17 protein-coding genes are annotated in these 17,230 nt (G+C 62.8%); 4 read left to right on the top strand and 13 right to left on the bottom strand.

Annotation, left to right across the window (positions count from 1 at the left end; translation table 11 throughout):
* Positions 1-142 precede the first annotated feature (142 nt).
* The 4 genes from lpdA to BMY68_RS04215 are packed head-to-tail and all read right to left on the bottom strand — an operon-like array spanning position 143 to position 5,123.
* Complete coding sequence (gene lpdA / locus BMY68_RS04200; protein WP_085531479.1) at positions 143-1,534, bottom strand: dihydrolipoyl dehydrogenase; 1,392 nt, start codon at positions 1,532-1,534, stop codon at positions 143-145.
* A gap of 3 nt (positions 1,535-1,537) precedes the next feature.
* The gene (locus tag BMY68_RS04205) at positions 1,538-2,827 is read right to left on the bottom strand and encodes a dihydrolipoamide acetyltransferase family protein (RefSeq protein WP_085531477.1); all 1,290 of its coding nucleotides are present in this window, start codon (positions 2,825-2,827) and stop codon (positions 1,538-1,540) included.
* Positions 2,828-3,886, bottom strand: a complete 1,059-nt coding sequence (locus BMY68_RS04210; protein ID WP_009043319.1) for an alpha-ketoacid dehydrogenase subunit beta — start codon at positions 3,884-3,886, stop codon at positions 2,828-2,830.
* 1 nt (position 3,887) lies between these two features.
* Entirely contained in the window at positions 3,888-5,123 is a 1,236-nt protein-coding gene (locus BMY68_RS04215) for a 3-methyl-2-oxobutanoate dehydrogenase (2-methylpropanoyl-transferring) subunit alpha (RefSeq protein WP_085531475.1), read from the bottom strand.
* A 197-nt stretch (positions 5,124-5,320) separates the two neighbouring features.
* Here BMY68_RS04215 and bkdR point away from each other — a divergent pair, with 197 nt between their 5' ends.
* Positions 5,321-5,809, top strand: a complete 489-nt coding sequence (gene bkdR, locus BMY68_RS04220; RefSeq protein ID WP_007923098.1) for a Bkd operon transcriptional regulator BkdR — start codon at positions 5,321-5,323, stop codon at positions 5,807-5,809.
* 143 nt (positions 5,810-5,952) lie between these two features.
* Here bkdR and BMY68_RS04225 read toward each other — a convergent pair whose 3' ends face one another.
* Together BMY68_RS04225 and BMY68_RS29520 are read right to left on the bottom strand one after the other, a co-directional pair.
* Positions 5,953-6,894 carry a polysaccharide deacetylase family protein gene (locus BMY68_RS04225; protein WP_085531473.1) on the bottom strand — a complete coding sequence of 314 codons (942 nt, stop codon included), beginning with the start codon at positions 6,892-6,894 and terminating at the stop codon, positions 5,953-5,955.
* A gap of 92 nt (positions 6,895-6,986) precedes the next feature.
* The gene (locus BMY68_RS29520) at positions 6,987-7,295 is read right to left on the bottom strand and encodes a hypothetical protein (RefSeq protein WP_139214875.1); all 309 of its coding nucleotides are present in this window, start codon (positions 7,293-7,295) and stop codon (positions 6,987-6,989) included.
* 7 nt (positions 7,296-7,302) lie between these two features.
* Here BMY68_RS29520 and BMY68_RS04230 point away from each other — a divergent pair, with 7 nt between their 5' ends.
* Positions 7,303-7,932: a helix-turn-helix transcriptional regulator gene (locus BMY68_RS04230; protein ID WP_053260966.1), complete on the top strand. Its 630-nt coding sequence runs from the start codon at positions 7,303-7,305 to the stop codon at positions 7,930-7,932.
* A 167-nt stretch (positions 7,933-8,099) separates the two neighbouring features.
* On the opposite strand, the gene BMY68_RS04235 is transcribed toward BMY68_RS04230, so the two are convergent.
* From BMY68_RS04235 to dapF, 4 genes are all read right to left on the bottom strand, one after another.
* Positions 8,100-8,474 (bottom strand): RidA family protein, encoded by a 375-nt coding sequence (locus tag BMY68_RS04235; RefSeq protein ID WP_085531471.1) that lies wholly within the window; start codon positions 8,472-8,474, stop codon positions 8,100-8,102.
* A gap of 102 nt (positions 8,475-8,576) precedes the next feature.
* A complete protein-coding gene (locus tag BMY68_RS04240) occupies positions 8,577-9,842 on the bottom strand; it encodes a dicarboxylate/amino acid:cation symporter (RefSeq protein WP_085531469.1) in 1,266 nt (421 codons plus the stop codon).
* A gap of 134 nt (positions 9,843-9,976) precedes the next feature.
* A complete protein-coding gene (locus BMY68_RS04245) occupies positions 9,977-10,942 on the bottom strand; it encodes a threo-3-hydroxy-L-aspartate ammonia-lyase (protein WP_085531467.1) in 966 nt (321 codons plus the stop codon).
* A 298-nt stretch (positions 10,943-11,240) separates the two neighbouring features.
* Positions 11,241-12,041: a diaminopimelate epimerase gene (dapF, locus tag BMY68_RS04250; protein ID WP_085531465.1), complete on the bottom strand. Its 801-nt coding sequence runs from the start codon at positions 12,039-12,041 to the stop codon at positions 11,241-11,243.
* Positions 12,042-12,314: 273 nt separating this feature from the next.
* On the opposite strand from dapF, the gene BMY68_RS04260 reads away from it, so the two are divergent.
* Both BMY68_RS04260 and BMY68_RS04265 read left to right on the top strand, forming a co-directional pair.
* On the top strand, positions 12,315-13,982 hold the full coding sequence (locus BMY68_RS04260) for an MFS transporter (protein ID WP_085531462.1): 1,668 nt from the start codon (positions 12,315-12,317) through the stop codon (positions 13,980-13,982).
* Entirely contained in the window at positions 13,979-15,124 is a 1,146-nt protein-coding gene (locus BMY68_RS04265; RefSeq protein WP_085531460.1) for an HlyD family secretion protein, read from the top strand. Before BMY68_RS04260 ends, BMY68_RS04265 begins: the two co-directional genes overlap by 4 nt.
* 122 nt (positions 15,125-15,246) lie before the next feature.
* Here BMY68_RS04265 and copD read toward each other — a convergent pair whose 3' ends face one another.
* From copD to BMY68_RS04280, 3 genes are all read right to left on the bottom strand, one after another.
* Positions 15,247-16,107: a copper homeostasis membrane protein CopD gene (copD, locus tag BMY68_RS04270; protein ID WP_085531457.1), complete on the bottom strand. Its 861-nt coding sequence runs from the start codon at positions 16,105-16,107 to the stop codon at positions 15,247-15,249.
* A gap of 3 nt (positions 16,108-16,110) precedes the next feature.
* A complete protein-coding gene (gene copC, locus BMY68_RS04275; protein WP_085531455.1) occupies positions 16,111-16,473 on the bottom strand; it encodes a copper homeostasis periplasmic binding protein CopC in 363 nt (120 codons plus the stop codon).
* Between the two features lie 93 nt (positions 16,474-16,566).
* Positions 16,567-17,007: an acetyltransferase gene (locus BMY68_RS04280; protein WP_085531453.1), complete on the bottom strand. Its 441-nt coding sequence runs from the start codon at positions 17,005-17,007 to the stop codon at positions 16,567-16,569.
* Positions 17,008-17,230 lie beyond the last annotated feature (223 nt).

Consider the following 17,230-nt stretch of genomic DNA (forward strand, 5'->3'; position numbering starts at 1 on the left):
CGTCCCGTGGAGCGCCCTGTAGCCGCTGCCGAAGGCTGCGATCGGCCTCGAAGAGGACGTGCTCTTGAGATCCTTGAAGGCCCTGCGGGCCTTATCGCAGCCTGCGGCAGCGGCTACAGGGTGTTGCCTCCCGGTGTGGCGTTTACAGATGCAACGCGTGGCCCAGGGCCCGCAATGCCGCTTCCTGCACCGCCTCGCCCAGGGTTGGGTGGGCGTGGATGGTGCCGGCGATATCTTCCAGGCGCGCGCCCATTTCCAGGGACTGGCCGAAGGCCGTGGACAGCTCGGACACGCCGACGCCCACCGCCTGCCAGCCGACAATCAGGTGATTGTCACGGCGTGCCACCACCCGCACGAAACCGCTTTTCGATTCCAGGGTCATGGCGCGGCCGTTGGCGGCGAACGGGAAGCTCGACACGATGCAGTCCAGGCCGGCGGCCTTGGCCTCGTCCGGGGTCTTGCCGACCACCACCAGTTCCGGGTCGGTGAAGCACACCGCGGCAATGGCCGTCGGGTTGAATTCCCGGTGCTGGCCGGCGATCAGCTCGGCGACCATCTCGCCCTGGGCCATGGCCCGGTGCGCGAGCATCGGTTCGCCGGCGAGGTCGCCGATCGCCCACACATTACGCATGCTGGTCTGGCAGCGCTGGTCGATGCGCAGGGCCGAGCCGTTCATCTCCAGGTTCAGCGCCTCGAGGTTCCAGCCCTGGGTGTTCGGCTTGCGCCCGACCGCCACCAGCACCTGGTCGGTTTCCAGCAGCAGGCTGTCACCGTTCGGGTCACGCACCTGCAAGGTGTTGGTCCCGGCATCGAAGCCTTCGACGCTGTGCTTGAGGTAGAGCTTGATCCCCAGTTGCTTCACCGATTCGAGCACCGGTTGGGTCAGCTCGCTGTCATAGGCCGGCAGGATGCGCTCCTGGGCCTCGACCACGCTGACCTCGGCGCCGAGCTTGCGGTAGGCGATGCCCAGCTCCAGGCCGATATAGCCGCCGCCGACCACGATCAAACGCTTGGGCAGGGCCTTGGGCGCCAGGGCTTCGGTGGAGGAGATGATCGGCCCGCCAAGCGGCAGCATCGGCAGGTTGACGCTTTTCGAACCGGTGGCCAGCAGCAGGTGCTCGCACTGGATGCGGGTGTCGGCGCCTTCGATGTCCACGGTCTTGCCGTCGACGACCTTGGCCCAGCCATGGATCACCTGGACCTTGTGCTTTTTCAGCAGGGCGGCGACACCAGTGGTCAGGCGGTCGACGATGCCGTCTTTCCATTCCACGCTCTTGCCGATGTCCAGGGTCGGTGCGGCAACGTTGATGCCCAGGGCCGAGCCTTGGCTGTGATGGCGGGTCTGCTGGAACTGTTCGGCGACATGGATCAGTGCCTTGGACGGGATGCAGCCGATGTTCAGGCAGGTGCCGCCCAGCGCCTGGCCTTCCACCAGGATGGTCGAAATGCCCAGCTGGCCGGCGCGGATCGCCGCCACATAACCGCCAGGACCGCCGCCGATGATCAGCAAGGTAGTGTTTAGAGTTTGTTGCATGGGTTACTCCAGAAACAGACTGGCGGGTTGTTCGAGCAGGCCGCGAATGGCCTGGATGAAGAGCGCCGCGTCCATGCCGTCGACCACCCGGTGATCGAAGGAACTGGAGAGGTTCATCATCTTGCGGACCACGATCTGGCCTTTGATCACCATCGGCCGTTCGACGATCTTGTTCACCCCGACGATCGCCACTTCCGGCAGGTTCAGCACCGGCGTACTGACAATGCCGCCCAGGGCGCCGAGGCTGGTCAGGGTGATGGTCGAGCCGGACAGTTCGTCGCGGGCCGCCTTGCCGCTGCGCGCGGCTGTAGCCAGGCGCGCGATTTCCGCGGCGCTGTCCCACAGGCTGCGGGCTTCGGCATGGCGCACCACCGGCACCATCAGGCCGACGTCGCTTTGCGTGGCCACCCCGACATGCACCGCGCCGTGGCGGGTGATGACCTGGGCTTCGTCGTCGTAGCGCGCGTTGATCTGCGGGAAGTCGCGCAGGGCCACGACCAGGGCCCGCACCAGGAATGGCAACAGGGTCAGCTTGCCGCGGGTGGCGCCGTGTTTTTCATTGAGGTGCGCGCGCAGTTCTTCCACGGCGGTGACGTCGATTTCCTCGACATAACTGAAGTGGGCGGCGCGCTGGGTGGCTTCCTGCATGCGCTGGGCGATCTTGCGGCGCATGCCGATCACCGGGATCTGCTCCTCGTCATGACGCTGGGTATAACCGGACGGCGCCGAGCCGCTCTGGGCGCGCTGATTGCCCTGGGCCAGGTAGGCGTCCAGGTCTTCATGGAGGATGCGGCCGGCCGGGCCGCTGCCCTGCACCAGGCGCAGCTGGATGCCCAGGTCCAGCGCATGCTTGCGCACGGCCGGGGAGGCCAGCGGGCGCTCGTCGGCATCGCGGGCTACCGGCGCCTGTGGCACGGGGCGGCAAGCGGCGGCGGGTTTGCTTTCGACCACTGGCGCGGCCTCGACCTTGGGCGCTGCTACTGCGGGTGCTGCTTCTTTAATAGCCGCGGGTTCCTTGAGCAGCTGATCGGACGCCTTGAGGTTGCCGGCGCCTTCGACCTCGATGCTGATCAACACACTGCCCACCGCCATCACTTCACCGGGCTGGCCGCCCAGGGATAGAACCTTGCCGTGCACCGGGGAGGGGATATCGACCATGGCCTTGTCGGTCATGACGTCGGCCAGCACCTGGTCCTCGACCACCAGGTCGCCGACCTTGACGTGCCACTGCGCCAGTTCTACTTCTGCGATGCCTTCGCCGATGTCCGGCATCTTGATTACGTGCGTGCCCATTCAGACCTCCATGACCCGTTGCAAAGCCGCGCCCACTCGGGACGGGCCAGGGAAATACGCCCATTCCTGCGCGTGCGGGTAGGGGGTGTCCCAACCGGTCACGCGCTCGATAGGCGCTTCCAGGTGGTGGAAGCAGTGTTCTTGCACCAGCGACACCAGCTCGGCGCCGAACCCGCAGGTGCGGGTGGCTTCGTGGACCACCACGCAGCGGCCGGTCTTTTTCACCGACTTGACGATGGTTTCCAGGTCCAGCGGCCACAGGCTGCGCAGGTCGATGACTTCGGCGTCGATCCCGGTTTCCTCGGCGGCCACTTGCGAGACATACACCGTGGTGCCGTAGGTCAGCACGGTGACGTCCTTGCCCGGCCGGGCGATGGCAGCGACGTCCAGCGGCACCTTGTAGTAGCCGTCCGGCACCTGGGCCGAGGGGTGTTTCGACCAGGGGGTTACCGGGCGGTCGTGGTGGCCATCGAACGGGCCGTTGTACAGGCGCTTGGGCTCGAGGAAGATCACCGGGTCATCGTTTTCGATGGAGGCGATCAGCAGGCCCTTGGCGTCGTAGGGGTTGGATGGCATCACGGTGCGCAGGCCGCAAACCTGGGTGAACATCGCCTCGATGCTCTGGCTATGGGTCTGGCCGCCGTAGATGCCGCCGCCGCAGGGCATGCGCAGGGTCATGGGGGCGGTGAACTGGCCGGCGGAGCGATACCGCAGGCGCGCGGCTTCGGAAATGATCTGGTCCGAGGCCGGGTAGACGTAGTCGGCGAACTGGATTTCCGCCACCGGGCGCAGGCCGTAGGCGCCCATGCCGACGGCGACGCCGACGATGCCGCTTTCCGAGATCGGTGCGTCGAACACCCGCGAGGTGCCGTACTTGGTCTGCAGGCCCTCGGTGCAACGGAACACTCCGCCGAAATAACCGACGTCCTGGCCGAACACCACCACGTTGTCGTCACGCTCTAGCATCACATCCATGGCCGAGCGCAGGGCCTGGATCATGGTCATGGTGGTCGTGGTCATGGCGGTGTCCAACTGGATATTGTTGTTGTGGTCGTTCATGTCAGATTCCCAGTTGCTGGCGTTGGCGCTTGAGGTGCTCGGGCATTTCCTTGTAGACGTCCTCGAACATGGTCGCGGCGCTGGGGATCTGCCCGCCGGCGAGGGTGCCGTACTGCTCGGCCTGTTTCTGCGCGGCGATGACTTCGGCTTCCAGTTCGGTGCTGACCGCGGCGTGTTCCTCTTCGGACCATTGGCCGATCTTGATCAGGTGCTGCTTGAGGCGGGCGATCGGGTCGCCGAGGGGGAAGTGGCTCCAGTCGTCGGCCGGGCGGTACTTGGACGGGTCGTCGGAAGTGGAGTGCGGGCCGGCGCGATAGGTGACCCATTCGATCAGGGTCGGGCCGAGGTTGCGCCGGGCGCGTTCGGCGGCCCAGCGGGACGCGGCATAGACCGCGATGAAATCGTTGCCGTCCACCCGCAGCGAGGCGATGCCGCAACCGACGCCGCGTCCGGCGAAGGTGGTGGCTTCACCGCCGGCGATGGCCTGGAAGGTGGAGATCGCCCACTGGTTGTTGACCACGTTGAGGATCACCGGCGCGCGGTACACGTGGGCGAAGGTCAGGGCGGTGTGGAAGTCCGACTCGGCGGTGGCGCCGTCGCCGATCCAGGCCGAGGCGATCTTGGTATCGCCCTTGATCGCCGAGGCCATGCCCCAGCCCACGCCTTGCACGAACTGGGTGGCCAGGTTGCCGGAGATGGTGAAGAAACCGGCTTCTTTCACCGAGTACATGATCGGCAGCTGGCGGCCCTTGAGCGGATCGCGCTCGTTGGACAACAGCTGGCAGATCATGTCCACCAGCGGCACGTCGCGGGCCATCAGGATGCTTTGCTGGCGGTAGGTGGGGAAGCACATGTCGTCGATGTTCAGTGCCAGGGCCTGGGCGCTGCCAATGGCTTCCTCGCCGAGGCTCTGCATGTAGAACGACATCTTCTTCTGGCGCTGGGCGACCACCATGCGGTTGTCGAAGGTCCGGGTCTTGAGCATGGCGCGCATGCCCTGGCGCAGGACCTCGGCCGGCACGCCTTCGGCCCATTCGCCCAGGGCATTGCCCTGGTCGTCGAGCACGCGAATCAAGCCACGGGCCAGGTCGGCGGTGTCGGCGGGTTCCACATCGATTGGGGGTTTGCGCACCGTGCCAGCGTCGGTCAGACGCAGGTAGGAGAAGTCGGTTTTGCAACCGGGACGGCCTGAGGGTTCGGGCACGTGCAGGCGCAGCGGTTCGTACGCTTGGGTCATGGCTTGTCTACGCTCGATCTTGTGAATTTCTTGTAGTGGGCGCGCTTAGCTGACAGTCATTCTTTGGGTAAAAGAAATCTTGTCCTACAACAATCATAGGCCGGGCCAAGGAGAATATTTATCTCTGTTTCGTTGCGCTCAGGATGATTTGCAGATAAAAAATCTGCATAAACATAAAAATCAGGTTGATTTGTCTCATGCGCAAACTGGACCGTACCGACATCGGCATTCTCAACAGCCTCCAGGAGAACGCCCGCATCACCAACGCCGACCTCGCCCGTTCGGTGAACCTTTCGCCCACCCCGTGCTTCAACCGCGTGCGCGCCATGGAGGAGCTGGGGCTGATCCGCGAGCAGGTGACCCTGCTGGATGCCGACCTGCTGGGGCTGCACGTCAACGTGTTCATTCACGTCAGCCTGGAGAAGCAGGTGGAAGAGGCGCTGCAGCATTTCGAAGAGGCCATTGCCGACCGCCCGGAAGTCATGGAGTGCTACCTGATGGCCGGCGATCCGGACTACCTGATCCGCGTGCTGGTGCCGACCATCCAGGCCCTGGAGCGCTTCATGATGGACTTCCTGACCAAGGTCCCCGGCGTGGCCAATATCCGTTCCAGCTTCGCCCTCAAGCAGGTGCGCTACAAGACCGCGCTGCCGCTGCCGGCCAATGGCTTGACGCTGGGCAGTTGATGGGGGAATGGCAGGCCCGGCCTCTCGCGAGCAAGCTCGCTCCTACAAGGGGTGTGTAGGAGCGAGCTTGCTCGCGATGACAATCGACGGGGCGCCATCGAACCTGGCCTTGCCCCCCCGTCTTTGAGCCCAGCCATAAGGCTTCAGTCGTTGTACGCCGCCTCGCTGTTATCGATCAGCGGGTTCTTCTCCGTCAGCACGATCTGCGCGATCCGGTCCTTGCGCATAAAGCTGACCTTCGGATGGGACTGGGCGTAGCGGATAAAACGCTCCACCGCTTCGACCATCGCCGGCGTGCCGCCGATCCGGTCGTGCAGGCTCACCGACATCATCCGCCGCCGGCTCGCGCCTTCGGCGTACAGGCGATCGAACTCCAGCACCAACTGCTGATAGAACTGTTCGGCGGAGAAGTGCCGGCCCTCGATCAGCACGATGTCGTTGTTGCGCAGGGTGTAAGGCACCACGGCGAATTTCTTGCCACGTACCAGGGTAACGAAAGGTTCGTCACGGCTGACGTCGTCGATGTGGTAGGTGAAATTCAGATCCTGCAACACTTTCAGGGTGTTGGGGCTGCGCCGCAGCCAGTTGGCGTTGTAGCCGACCGAGCGCTGGCCGGTGAGCTTTTGCACCGCGTCCACGCCATCGCCGATGAACTGTTTTTCCTGGGCGTAGCTCATGTTGTAAGAGTCGGCCCAACGCATGCCATGGGCCGCCACCTCGTGGCCACGCTCGGCGATGGCCTTGACCAGCTCCGGGTGTTTCAGCGCGGCTTCGCCGACCACATGGGAGGTGACCTTGATGCCGGTGCGGTCCCACAGGTCGAGCAGGCGCCACAGGCCTTCCTTGTGGCCGTAGTCGAACCAGGTGTTGGCCGGCAGGTCGGGGTAGCCCTTGGGCAGCGGACTCCCGGAAAACGGGCTTTCGGCGCCCTCCGGCTGGCCACCGGTCTCGAACTGCATGGAAAACGACAGCACCAGCTGCGAGCCGTCCGGCCAAGGACGCTCCTGGGCGAATGCCAGGGCCGGCGCCAGCAGGCTGAAGGCGAGCAGGCGCTTGAGCCAGCGCAAGTGTTTGTGGGGGGACATGGTGGCACTCCTTAAGGAAAAAGTGCCGATAGGCTGGCATCAGGCTTTTTCCTGAAACATCCCCTCGAAGCCAGATCACCTTTAAAGAAAATTTACCAATCGAGCCGGGATGGGTCTTGCTGTGCGTGTTCATGCTCAAGCGCGATGAGCTTGCCCGTTGAGTCGCACACCGAGCCATAGCCGAGGTTTGGTTCTCCGTTCACAATGGTCCGCGTATTGGCGGACTGGGCGTTTGAGAACGCTCCGATTCTTCTGCTGCTACCGACCAGGAAAAACAGGTCCCGTAAAATACAGGCGCTTGCCTCTTTCTCGAGCGAATCATTCAAAGCCCAAGGCACTGATAAAAGCCATGCATAGGCTGTTATTGTCTTCTCATTGAAATCTTCTACTTTGCTGGACATCTTCGCTATGAAGAAAAACACGACCCCCGAGCAACAGGCGCTGATCAGTCAGCTGGAGCAAATTGCAGAAGGCTTGAGCCAGACCTTCAGCCCATTTTGCGAAGTGGTACTGCACGACCTGCGAGATCCCGAGCACGCCATATTGGCTATTCACAATAATCTTTCCGGCAGGATGGTTGGACACCCCGCTACCGAGTTGGGACTTGCTCGAATTGCCGACCCCGCTTACCCCCAGGTAATTGCCAATTATCCCAATCATTTCAAAGATGGCCGCCAGGCCAAAAGCACATCGATTGGCATCAAGGATTCCACAGGGCGTTATGTGGCCGCGCTCTGTATGAATATCGACCTGACCCTGTTCAGAAGCCTGCAAGGCATGCTCGATCAGTTCGGGGCCTTCAGCGGCGAACGTCCCCATGAGTCGCTCGAGTCGAGCGGTGCAGAGTCGATTCGAGCGCGCATCGATCAGTTTGCCGCACGCATGGCCACCACTCCCCGTGCCCTGAAGGCAGGCGATCGAAGGGCTCTGCTCCAGGAACTGAAGGAGTGCGGTCTGCTGGACATCAGAAAAGCCATGGAGACGGTGGCTTCACACCTCGGCGTATCGCGCGCAACGGTGTATAGCGATACGAAGTGATTGACACCTTGTACGCTCCTGGCCACACGGGGCAGCGTTGACCCGATCGGTAGATTGAAACGATCGGCGTCAGACGTATCGTCCTCAATTCTTTGGGAAGTCGATGCTTCCCGATCCAGCGATTGGCGCCAGGCATCGAGGTGCCTTCGCACCTCGACCCCGGTGGGTTACATGCGGGCCACAGCCTCAATCTCGACCAGATAGCCATGGTGCAGTTCTGGTACCGGCACTACGGCGCGCGCCGGACGATGGCTGCCCAGCATTTCGCAATAGATCTCGTCGAAGGCTGGCCAATGCTTTATGCCCGCCACATACACAGTGACCTTGACCAAGTCAGAGGCAGTGCGGCCTGCGGCATTGAGAATCGCCAACAGATTGCTGAGGGCTATGTGTGCTTGTTCGGTGAACGAGGCTTCGATGTTGTGAGTGCCATCGGGACTGACGGGAAGCTGACCCGAAATGTACAGCGAGTCTTGGTGAATGACCGCTTGCGAGTAATGGCCGGCGGGAGGGGAAGCGGTATCGGTGCTTACAATTTTCATGAGTAACCTTATATAGAGGGGAGCCGATGCGGTAGGCCATGCAACCCATCCGCTCCCGGTGTTCGATTGAATGGCGGTGCCATGGGTTTTTGTAAGGGGCGGTTAAACGGCTTGCAGGCTTTTCTCGGTATCGTTTGCTGTCTCGATCGGGTCCTCATTACCGTGTCGCCCGATGACAGCGGTAGCGACGCCGCAGCCAAAGACGTTGGTGGCGGTGCGCCCCATGTCCAGGACTGGATCAACGGCGAGGATGAGCAGCAGGCCCGCTTCTGGAAGGCCGATCATCGGCAGGCCCGCAGCCAGGACGACCAGCGAGCCACGCGCGACCCCCGCAGTTCCTTTACTGATAACCAGCAGCGTCAACAGCACCATGATCTGGTGGGAGAACGTCATTTCGATGTTGTACGCCTGGGCGATGAACATCACGATGAAGGATTGGTACATCATCGAGCCGTCCAGGTTGAATGAGTAACCTAGCGGCAGGACGAAGCTGCTCACGCGCTTGTTGGCGCCGAACGTGTCCAGGGCGGCAATGGTTTTCGGGTACGCGGCCTCGCTGCTAGCCGTGGAGAACGCGATCAGCAGCGGTTCACGCAGGTGCTTGAACAGGTCCTTGATACGGGGCCCGAGGGCCAGATAGCCGGCAAGCGTGATCAGCGTCCAGAGTAGCGCCAAGCCGAGGAAATACTGTCCCACCATCTTGCCAAAGGTCACGACCATACCCAGGCCATGCACGGTGATAGTGGCGGCGATGGCTGCAAAAACGGCCAGGGGAGCCACATACATCACGTAGTCAGTGACCCTGAACATGACATTGGCCAGCTCTTCGAGGATATCCACGATGAACTGACCTTTGCCCTTGACGAACGCCAGTGCGGATCCGAAGAACAGGGAAAACACAACGATCTGCAGCACTTCGTTGCTACCCATTGCCTCAATGATGCTTCGAGGGAATACATGGGTGAGAAAGAGCGGCAGGCTAAAGGCGGAAGTGTTCAGGCCGCTATTCACTGCGTCACCGCTAACCGCCAGGTTCAGACCCGTTCCAGGCTGGAAAAAGTTGGCAAGGAGCAAGCCAATGGACAGTGATACCAGGGAAGCGATCATGAACCAGGTAATGGCTTTGAAGCCAACGCGGCCCATCGAACCGTTTCCCGACATGCTGGCCACGCCGGTAACCAGCGTGGCCAGCACCAGGGGTGCGATGACCATTTTGATCAGGCGTAAAAACACATCAGTGACCAGGTTCAGGTATCCGGCAACTTCTTTGGCGGCCGCCGTATCGAGTTGACTATGAAGCATGCCCCCCAGGACCACGCCGGAAATCATTGCAATGACAATTGCTTTAACGAGAAGACGGCTTTTCATGTGCACCTCTTTTTTATTGTGGCTATATCTATAGCCATGTTATCGGGCTGAATATGTTCATCGAATTTCGGCAAGACGATGCCGTCAGGCGCTGTTGAACGCCTGATGTTCTTCAATGGATAAAGCGCGCTGTCTTAAAGCTGGAGAAACTTTCCAAACTTGTCGATATCAATGTTGCCGCCGGTAATGATGATGCCGACGCGTTTGCCTTGAAGTTCATTCCTTAACTTTCTTGCGGCGGCAAGCCCCAGGCATCCGGTGGGTTCAACCACAGTTTTCATGCTCTGGGCAAAGAACTTCATTGCACAAATAAGCTCTTCGTCGGTAACGGTGACAATCCGGTCAACGCCATTCAGGATAATTGGGAAAGTGTAATTTCCAAGGTGCTGGGTTTGCGCCCCATCAGCGATGGTGTCGGGGGTGTCGATGTGAACAATTTCACCTGAATTGAACGATTGTTGGCCGTCATTACCGGCTTCAGGCTCGACCCCGATCAAGGTACAGCCGGGTGACAGTGCGCGTGTTGCAAGGGTTGTTCCAGACAGCATTCCTCCACCCCCCAGGCCCACAAACAACGCATCCAGTTGGCCCACGCTGTCGAACAGTTCCTTGGCGGCGGTTCCCTGGCCGCAAAGCACGTCCGGATGATCGTAGGAGGGGATCAACGTCATACCGTGCCTGGCGGCCAGGGCTTTGCCGATAGCCTCGCGGTCTTCGGTGTAACGGTCATAGAAGACCACCTCGGCGCCATAGCCTTTGGTCGCCGCGACCTTGGCGGCAGGCGCATCAGTGGGCATGACAATAGTGGCCGGAATTTTCAACAGCGATGCTGCTAATGCAATGCCTTGCGCGTGATTTCCAGAGGAGAACGCCACAACACCGCCTCGGCGTTGCGCTTCGCTGAATTTCGCGAGGGAGTTGTATGCCCCCCTGAATTTGAAAGAGCCGGTACGTTGGTAGTTTTCACATTTGAAAAAAACCTTGGCACCGATTTCATCATCGATCGTGCGCGAGGTCAGAACTGGCGTAGCGTTCGCTACTCCCTCAAGTCGCGTCGAGGCATCGACTACATCTTGATAAGTGGGCAGAGTGATTTGCATAACAAAATGTCCTCAAAGAATTACCACGGCCAAGAAATATCCTGGTCAATACCTTCGATATTGGCTTGCTTGAACAGCAGTTGAGCACCTGTCAGGTCTAGTAGCGCTAACCCCGTCATAACGACAAGAGTGATGTCATTCGCCCTGCGGATGAGTTCGACTTGCCCGTCAGCAGGTCACCCATTTCCGCTTGCGTGGCTGGCACTCTAAAGGGTTAAGACAAATTATCCAGTTCTGGACTATTTGTAAAGTTTTGCTGCAAACCGTCTGTCATCGCGACAGGTCCGCCCAGGCACCTTCAGCCGCAGAGCGTCCCGCTGAACACCTGCACCACATTGCCGGCCAGCCGCACCTTGCCCTGGCCATCCCAGCTGACGGTGACGGGGCCGCCGTCGCACAGCACCCGGACCGGGCTGTCCAGCAGGCCGCGGCGGATGCCGTTGACCGCCGCGCCACAGGAGCATGAGCCGGAGCCCAGAGGGATGGCGCCGTTGCGTTCCCAGATGCGCAGGCGAATGGTCTGGCGGTCGATGACCTGGACGAAATGCACATTGGTCTTCTGCGGGAACAGCGGGTGCGCCTCGATCCGCGGGCCGAGTGTGGCCACATCGATGGCTTGCACATCCTCGACGAAAAACGTGCAGTGCGGGTTGCCCATGCTGCACGCCGCCGGCTCGCCGGGCAGGGGCAGGGCCAGGCTGTCGAGGGCCGTCGCCAGCGGAATGTCCTGCCAGGCAAATTGCGCCACGCCCATCTCCACCGCCACCGACTGATCGTCCAGGCGCGTGCAGTGCTGGATGCCGCGCACGGTTTTCACCCATACCGAGTCTGCGCCGCTTTCGCGCATCAGCAGGTCGGCCGCACCGCGGGTGGCGCTGCCGCAGGTGCTCAGGCTGGAACCATCGGCATTCCAGAAAGTCAGTTGCGCCGCCGTCTCGGGGCAATCGCCGAGCACCACCAGTTGATTGAAACCCACGCCGCGATGGCGATCGCCCAGGGCCCTGGCCAGCTCGCTGGTGATCGGGTTGTCGCGCCCGCGGGCATCGACCAGCATGAAGTCGTCGCCATTGGCATGCAGCTTCTGAAAAGGCAGGGGCATGGAGGTCTCCGCGGCTGGAGCGCAAGGGGAGGTTGATTCTAGAGGGGCAGAGGCGGCAATGGTAAGCGCGACGTCGCAAGAAATGATCTGTAGGAGCCAGCTTGCTGGCGATACGGGTACAGCGGCCAGCCAGGCACACCGCTATCGCGAGCACGCTCGCTCCTACAAAGACGCCTCAGGTTCCGGCAAACTGCCGGGCAACCCGGAATAACTCTGGATCGTCCGCCACTCGGGCGGACATGGGACAAGCTCACGCAATGGCAAGGTCACTGAATGGATAGTTACGCCCCGCGCAACTGGCAACCCCACGAAAAGCCCAGCTTGCCCGGCTCCCCCTCGACGCCGCTGCACCCCACCCACAAGCGCCTGGCCTATGCCCTGGTCGGTTTGCTGGTGGCGATCACCGGCGGCCTCGGCAACTCGCTGGTGATCGCCAACCTGCCTTACTTGCAAGGGGCGCTGGGCGCGACCACCGCGGAAATGGCCTGGCTGCCGGCCGCCTACGTGATGACCAACGTGTCGATGAACCTGCTGCTGGTGAAGTTTCGCCAGCAGTTCGGCCTGCGCGCCTTTACCGAGGTGTTCCTGGTGCTCTATGCGCTGGTGACCTTCGGCCACCTGTTCGTCAACGACCTGAGTTCGGCCATCGCCGTGCGCGCGGCCCACGGCATGGTCGGCGCGGCCCTGAGTTCCCTGGGCCTGTACTACATGGTCCAGGCGTTCCCGGCCAAGTGGCGGATGAAAGCCCTGGTGCTCGGGCTGGGCGCCTCGCAACTGGCCTTGCCCCTGGCCCGGCTGTTTTCCGAAGACCTGCTGCAGATCGCCGAATGGCGCGGCCTGTATCTGTTCGAACTGGGCCTGGCGCTGGCGTCCCTGGGCTGCGTGTTCCTGCTCAAGCTGCCGCCCGGCGACCGTTTTCGCACCTTCGAGAAACTCGACTTCCTGACCTTCGCCATCCTCGCCAGCGGCGTCGCGCTGCTCTGCGCGGTGCTGTCCCTGGGGCGCATCGACTGGTGGCTGGAGGCGCCATGGATCGGCTACGCCTCGGCCGGTTCGATCGTGCTGATTCTCGCCGGCCTGGCCATTGAACATAACCGCAGCAACCCGATGCTGATGACCCGCTGGCTGGGCAGCGGGGCGGCGATCCGCCTGGCCCTGGCGGTGATCCTGATCCGCATGGTGCTGTCCGAGCAGTCCACCGGCGCCGTGGGTTTTCTCCAGGCGCTGAACATGAGCAGCCAGCAAATGCGCCTGCTGTACGGGGTGATGCTGCTGGGCAGCATCGCGGGCCTGGCCACCAGTGCCCTGACCATCAACCCGGCGCACCTGCTGATGCCGCTGGTCATCTCCCTGGCGCTGATGGCCGTGGGCTCGGTGATGGACAGCTTCTCCAGTAACCTCACGCGCCCGGCCAACATGTATGTCAGCCAGTTCCTGCTGGCCTTCGGCGGCACCTTCTTTCTTGGTCCGACCATGGTCCTGGGCACGCGCAACGTGCTGACCAACCCGCGCAACCTGGTGAGTTTCTCGGTGCTGTTCGGCATCTGCCAGAACCTCGGCGGGCTGATCGGCTCGGCGCTGCTGGGGACCTTCCAGATCGTCCGCGAGAAATACCATTCCAGCCATATCGTCGAGCAACTGGTGCTGATGGACCCGCGGGTGCTGGGCCGGGTGCAGAGCGGCGGGGCGGCCGTCGGCCGGGTCATCGCCGACCCGCAGGCGCGCGAGCTGCAAGGCATCCGCAGCCTGGCCAGCGCCGCCACCCGCGAAGCCAACGTACTGGCCTACAACGATGTGTTCATGCTGATCGCGGTGATTGCCGTGCTGACCATGATCTGGATCTTCATTCGCAGCCTGTGGCTGATGAGCACGACCAAGGCGGTCGCGCCAGCCACCCCAGCCCCGACTCCCGTCCAACCCAGCGGTGCCATTTCTTCATGACCGAACCGACCATCACCACCACCAACGCCATTGCCTCGACCCCGGAAGGCAGCACGCCGCCCTCGATGCCGATCACCGAGCCGCGTTCGCTGCGGGTGCGGATCATCTCGTCCCTGGGGTTCGCCGCGATCGCCATCACCGGGGTATTGATCGTGCTCTATGCCTGGCAGCTGCCGCCGTTCAGCAGCCCCATCGAAAGCACCGAGAACGCCCTGGTGCGCGGCCAGGTGACGATCATCGGGCCGCAGCTCAGCGGTTATGTGTTCGAGGTGCCGGTGCAGGACTTCCAGTTCGTCAAGGCCGGCGACCTGCTGGTGCGCCTCGACGACCGCATCTACAAGCAGCGCCTGGAGCAGTCCCTGGCCCAGCTGGCGGCGCAGAAGGCGGCGCTGGCCAATGTGGTGCAGCAACGCAACAGCGCCGAAGCCACCATCAAGCTGCGCCAGGCGGCGCTGGCCGACAGCCAGGCCCAGGCGCGCAAGAGCGCCGCCGACCTGCGCCGTAACCAGGAACTGATCGCCGACGGTTCGGTGTCCCAGCGGGACCTCGACGTGACCCGCGCCGCCAACGCCCAGACCCTCGCCGCGGTGGCCCAGGCCCAGGCGCAGCTGGACATCGCCCGCCAGGACCTGCAGACGGTGATCGTCAATCGCGGCTCGCTGGAGGCCGCGGTGGCCAATGCCGAGGCGGCGGTGCAACTGGCGCGGATCGACCTGTCCAACACTCGGGTCACCGCGCCGCGCGATGGCCAGCTGGGGCAGATCGGCGTGCGCCTGGGGGCCTACGTCAATTCCGGTGCGCAGCTGATGGCGCTGGTGCCGAACCAGCTCTGGGTGATCGCCAACATGAAGGAAACCCAGATGGACAACATCCGCGTCGGCCAGCCCGCGAGCTTCACCGTCGACGCGCTCAACCACCGCAAATTCCACGGCCATGTGCAGCGCATCTCGCCGGCCACCGGTTCGGAGTTCGCCTTGTTGCAGGCCGACAACGCCACCGGCAACTTCGTCAAGATCGCCCAGCGGATACCGGTGCGCATCACCGTCGATCCCGACCAGGCAGAAAGCGAACGCCTGCGTCCGGGGATGTCGGTGGTGGTGAGTATCGATACGGCGGCGAAGGGCGACGCCCACATCGAGTGATGTGCATCCCTTGTAGGAGCGAGCTTGCTCGCGAAAAAAACTCTACGGCGACACGTTCACACAGGGCAATCGCCGCTTCGCGGCTATCGCGAGCAAGCTCGCTCCTACAAGGGGGCGGGGTGTCAGGCGGTGAGAGTCGGCAGGGTGCCGAGCAGGGACACGGCGGCCACCGCGGCGATGCCCAGCAGCCATTCCAGCAGCACGCTGCGGCGCAGGGTGCCCAGGTGCTGCTGGCAGTCCTCGATGCGCAGGCGGTTGAACAGGGCCAGGGCGAACATGCCGCACACCAGCAGCACCTTGATCAGCAGGATCAGGGCAAAGCCGGACAGCAGCGGTGTCGGCCACAACTGGCCGGTCAGCACCCGCACATTGATCAGCCCGCTGAGGCTCAACCCGGCCACCAGCCCGTAACCGACCCCACTGAAACGCCGCAGCAGCGGGCCCAGCGGCAGGCCGTCGGGCTGGCGCAAAACCATCAGCAGCACCAGCAAACCGCCCAGCCACAGGCTGACGCAGCCCAGGTGGACGATCTGGTTGAGAATCAGCAACTGGCCGCTGAGGCCGTCGAGCATGGCGCCGTGGCCCACGGGGGCGAGGGTGGCCAGCAGCAGGGCGGCGAGGATCAGCCGTAGCGCCAGCCGCTCACCCAGGCGGGTCAGCAGCAGAACCAGCAGCGCGCCATTGAGCAGCAGATGCCAGCTCCATACCTGGCCGAAAAAAGTCTTGCCCAATACCAGTCGCAAGGTCGCCGGGTCCAGGGCCGCGGCGCCGCTGCCAGCCATGCTGGCGGTGATCAGCAGCAACCAGCAGATGCCGGTGGCCAGGGCGATTCCGGCCAGCCAGCGGCCGAGTCGCGTCAGGCGGCGATCCAAGGCGGCAACGGGCTCGCGCCCCAACAGCAGGGGCCTGAATACCCAGGCCCCGAACAGCAGCAGGACTGCCGCGAAATGCACGAAGCGGCAGAGCACCAACAGGGTCGACATCGGTTACTGGCCGACCTTGAAGCTGTAGCTGCCTTCGCTCTTGTGGGTGTCCACCGACACCGCGTGCCACTCGACCTTGTAGGCGCCCGCCGCCAGCGGCGCCGACGGGGTCACGACCAGGGTCTTCTTGTCCGCGCCTTCGGTGGCCAGGGCCTTGACGGCGACCGCCGCGCCATCCTTGCTCAGGCTGACTTTAGTGAAGGCCGCCTCGACGCCTTCGGAGAACACCAGGCGCAACTCGCTCGGCGCGCTCACCGTGCTGTCGGCGGCCGGGACCTGGCTTTGCAGGTGGGCGTGGGCGAAGGCCGAGGAGGCGGCGACGAGAGAGGCCAGCAGGGCGCTGGTGGTCAGCAGTTTTTTCAGCATGGGAAATACCTGTTCAATGAGTGGCGGGTAGTCGATGCGCCGATGAGTATAAGGACCGCGGCAGGGTCGCTGGATGAAACATCGGCGCGGTTTTCAAGCGCTTTTCAGGCGCATATGGATGATCGGGAACGGCCGGCCCTGGCCGTCGGTTGCCGAACGGCCGATGTCTTCGAAACCGTAGTGCCGATAAAAACCATGGGCCTGGGGGTTCTGTTCGTTGACGTCGACGCTGAGCCGCGGATGCCGGCTGCGTACATGGTCCAGCAGTTGCCGGCCGACGCCCTGGCCACGGCGGGCCGGTTCGATAAACAGCATTTCCACCTTGTCGCCGGCGGTGGCGATAAAGCCGGCCGGGGTGCCGTCGGCATCCTCCAGCAACCAGGCTTCGAGGGCCGGCAGGTAGGTGTCGCGCACCAGGGGGTAGAGCAGCTGGATGTCGTCTTCGGCGATAAAGTCGTGGGTGGCCCGTACCGAGCGTTCCCACAGGGCGGCGAGCCGCGGATCGTCCGTGGCCCGGCGTTTGCGAATGTTCATGGATAAGCTCCATAGCGGCGTTGCAGGATGGCCGAAACGCTTTGGGTTCGGCGGCGAAAGTCCTGCCTGCATGTCCGTGTCGCGAATCAACGCCTGGACGGAACACTTCAGGTGCCCGGAAATAAGGCGGGAGGGATCCTAACCAATCGGTTTTGCCGGGGAAAGCCGGGCGCAGGAAGTTTCGTTTTTGTACGAAGGCCGATGGTAGTCTTGCAGCAGACTG

It is taken from the genome of Pseudomonas sp. NFACC41-3 (assembly GCF_900109505.1).
Classification (GTDB): Bacteria; Pseudomonadota; Gammaproteobacteria; order Pseudomonadales; family Pseudomonadaceae; genus Aquipseudomonas; species Aquipseudomonas chlororaphis.